Genomic DNA, 3,116 nt, shown 5'->3' with positions numbered 1-3,116 from the left:
TTTAGAAGCAAAACGACCTAAGTTATGACCTTCAGCATCTACAACAATCCACTGTTTGTCTGCAGTAGCTTTGTTTGCCGAAATTGTCTTGTAGCTTAATGTGTTCACAATACTAATTTTTAATTAAACATTCCATTCCTATTCCCAAACTTAGGGATTAGGGGTGCAAAAGTACAATTATTTATTAAAATTACAAACTCTAAACTAAAATTCTTTTCTATTGATTTTGAACTCTTTAAAAGGGCACATAAAATATATTAAATTTATAAGGTTCTTTTCGCTGATTTTTTATATTTTTGATTTTGAAATAGGATATAAAATGAAATCTAAAGCCACATTAAAAGAGTTAGCCAAAGAATTAGGTGTTTCTACATCTACAGTTTCTAAAGCATTAAGTAACAGCCCAGAAATTAGCGAGCTAACTAAAATAAAAATTAAAGAATTTGCACTGCTGAAAAATTATAAGCCAAACAGTATTGCTAAAAATCTAAAAAATCAGCGTTCTTATACTATAGGTGTGATTTTACCAAATATTTTAAATCCTTTTTTTGCAAAAGTATTTTCTGGAATTGAATTATATGCTAACGAGAAAGGATATAATTTAATTACTTGTACTTCTAATGAATCTCTTGAAAAAGAGAAACAAATGCTTGAAATGTTAGACAACGGAGCCATTGATGGTTTTATTTTAGCTTTGGCTGAAGAAACACAAAAAGAAAATAATTTTACACATATATATAATGTATTGCGTGATGGTACTCCAGTAGTTCTTTTTGATAGAATTGCACCAGAACTAAAATGCGATAAAGTTATTGTTGATGATTTTGACTCTGCTGTAGATGCAACGCAATATTTAATTGATACCAATTGTAAAAAAATTGCATTATTATCTACAATTAATAATTTGAGCGTAGGAAAATTAAGAGAAAACGGATACAAAGAAGCGCTGCAAAAAAATAACAAGAAATTTGATACAACTTTAGCTTTGTTGACCGATTCAGATGAAGGTTTTGATGAAAAAATGGGCACACTTATTTTAGATAAAAAACCAGATGCTATTTTTGCAGTTGATGAATATGCTTCTGTTGCTGCGATGAAATTTTGTTTAAAAAATGGTTTTCACGTCCCTAATGATATTTCAATTATTGGTTTTGCAGATGGATTATGGTCAAGAAGAATGACGCCAAGCTTATCTACAGTTAGTCAACACGCACCAGAAATTGGTCAAAAAACAGCCGAATTAATTATCAAACGAATTGAAGAAATTCCAGATTCTGAATCTGAAAAAATATTCGAAACCGTGGTTATTAAAACGGAATTAAGAAAAAGAGAATCGGTTAGAAAACTTTCTTAATCCTATAGAATCGTAGAATTTTTTTTAGAAAACTGGTTTAGAAACTATAAATCCCAACTATTTAATTGTTGAATTGCGTGGTATGCAGTCAAATCAAAATGAACGGGAACTATCGAAATATAATCATTAGCTAATGCCCATTCGTCCGTATCTTCACCATTGTCGTGGTTTACAAATTTCCCGGTTAACCAGTAATATTCTTTACCCATTGGGTTGGTACGCTTGTCAAATTCTTCTTCCCAAGCCGCTTTCGCTTGACGACAAATTTTTATTCCTTTAATTTGGTCTGTTTTTGGAAAGTTTACATTTAATACCACACCTTCAGGCAAGCCGTTTTCTAAAACCTCTAAAACAATTTTTTTAATAAAAGGTTTGATGTATTCAAAATTTGCATCCCAACTGTAATCACACAAAGAAAATCCGATAGACGGAATGCCTTCAATACCGCCTTCTACAGCAGCACTCATCGTACCAGAATAAATTACATTTATAGAAGAATTGGATCCATGATTGACACCAGAAACGCACAAATCAGGTTTGCTTTTCATCACTTCATGTACGCCCATTTTTACACAATCTACAGGTGTTCCAGAACAGCTATAAGCGTTATTTGTTCCTAAAAAATTAGGAATATGTTTCAATTCTAATGTGCTATTTATGGTTATGGCGTGACCCATTCCACTTTGAGCACTATCTGGAGCAATGATATAAATTTCACCTAATTCATGCATGACTTCTGTTAATGCTTTTATACCTGGAGCAGCAATTCCATCGTCATTCGTAACCAGAATTTTTTTCATTTTAAAATTGTGTTAAATTATTTGCTAATTTATTATAAATTATGATTTATTTGCAGATTAAAATATTAAATTTGTTATCTTGTTTTTGTAACAAGTAATACAGTAATTATTTGGCACGATTTTAGAAGTTAAAAATGAAAAAAAGTATAGAATTTATGAAAAGAAATTATAAAGTTTTATTGGTTGTTGGGATAGTAGTTGCTGGATTGTGGAGCTTTATTCCTTCTAAAAAAGTAACTGGCGACGATAAAGATAAAATGTTAATTGAACTGTTGTCTTTTGTGTTAGAAAAAGGCCATTTTTCACCTATTGAATTAAATGATGAATTTTCAAAAAAGGCGTATGCTTCTTATATTGAATCATTAGACCCTACGAAACGTTTTTTTATTCAATCAGATATTTCTGAATTTCAAAAATATGAATTGGCTATTGATGATATGATTCGTAGCAAAGATTTATCATTTTTTGATTTAACATATAAACGATTAATGCAAAGAATGAAAGAATCGAAAGTAATTTATACAAGTATTCTTTCAAAACCTTTGGATTTAAACGACAATGAAACCATAAATGTAGATTATGAAAAACTGCCGTATGCTGCGACTATGAAAGATTTAGATCAGCGTTGGAGAAAGCAATTAGAACTTGCTGTTTTGAGTGATATTACAGATAAAGAAGACATTCAAAACGCTTTAAAGTCTGGGATTATAGATGAATCGAGTGCTGCTAAAGAAGAAAAACCAGCTGAAAAAACCGAACCAAAATCATTTGAAGAATTAGAAATAACCGCAAGAAAAACTACGGAAAGTAATTTGAATAATAATTTTAGTTTCATTGCCGAGTTAACACGTGAAGACTGGTTTACGGTTTATATCAATGCAATTGTAACGCAATACGACCCACATACGTATTATTTTTCTCCTGAAGATAAAGAAAAATTTGATGTAAGTATGAGTGGAACC

The 3,116-nt window shown here is 30.6% G+C and carries 2 protein-coding genes and 2 pseudogenes; 2 read left to right on the top strand and 2 right to left on the bottom strand.

Going from position 1 to position 3,116, the window contains the following annotated elements; translation table 11 throughout:
• Positions 1–108 (bottom strand): annotated as a pseudogene (locus ACIQ11_RS09965) (50S ribosomal protein L13); the annotation flags it as partial.
• A 211-nt stretch (positions 109–319) separates the two neighbouring features.
• Here ACIQ11_RS09965 and ACIQ11_RS09960 point away from each other — a divergent pair.
• Positions 320–1,354, top strand: coding sequence for a LacI family DNA-binding transcriptional regulator (locus ACIQ11_RS09960; protein ID WP_396154503.1), 1,035 nt, complete (start codon positions 320–322; stop codon positions 1,352–1,354).
• A 44-nt stretch (positions 1,355–1,398) separates the two neighbouring features.
• On the opposite strand, the gene surE is transcribed toward ACIQ11_RS09960, so the two are convergent.
• A complete protein-coding gene (gene surE, locus ACIQ11_RS09955; RefSeq protein ID WP_396154501.1) occupies positions 1,399–2,154 on the bottom strand; it encodes a 5'/3'-nucleotidase SurE in 756 nt (251 codons plus the stop codon).
• 134 nt (positions 2,155–2,288) lie between these two features.
• On the opposite strand from surE, the pseudogene ACIQ11_RS09950 reads away from it, so the two are divergent.
• Positions 2,289–3,116, top strand: a pseudogene (locus tag ACIQ11_RS09950) (tail-specific protease); the annotation flags it as partial.

This window comes from Flavobacterium sp. (assembly GCF_044361065.1).
GTDB lineage: Bacteria > Bacteroidota > Bacteroidia > Flavobacteriales > Flavobacteriaceae > Flavobacterium.
Note: the sequence above shows the minus strand (reverse complement) of the source record. Positions and strands in the feature narration are given on the sequence as shown.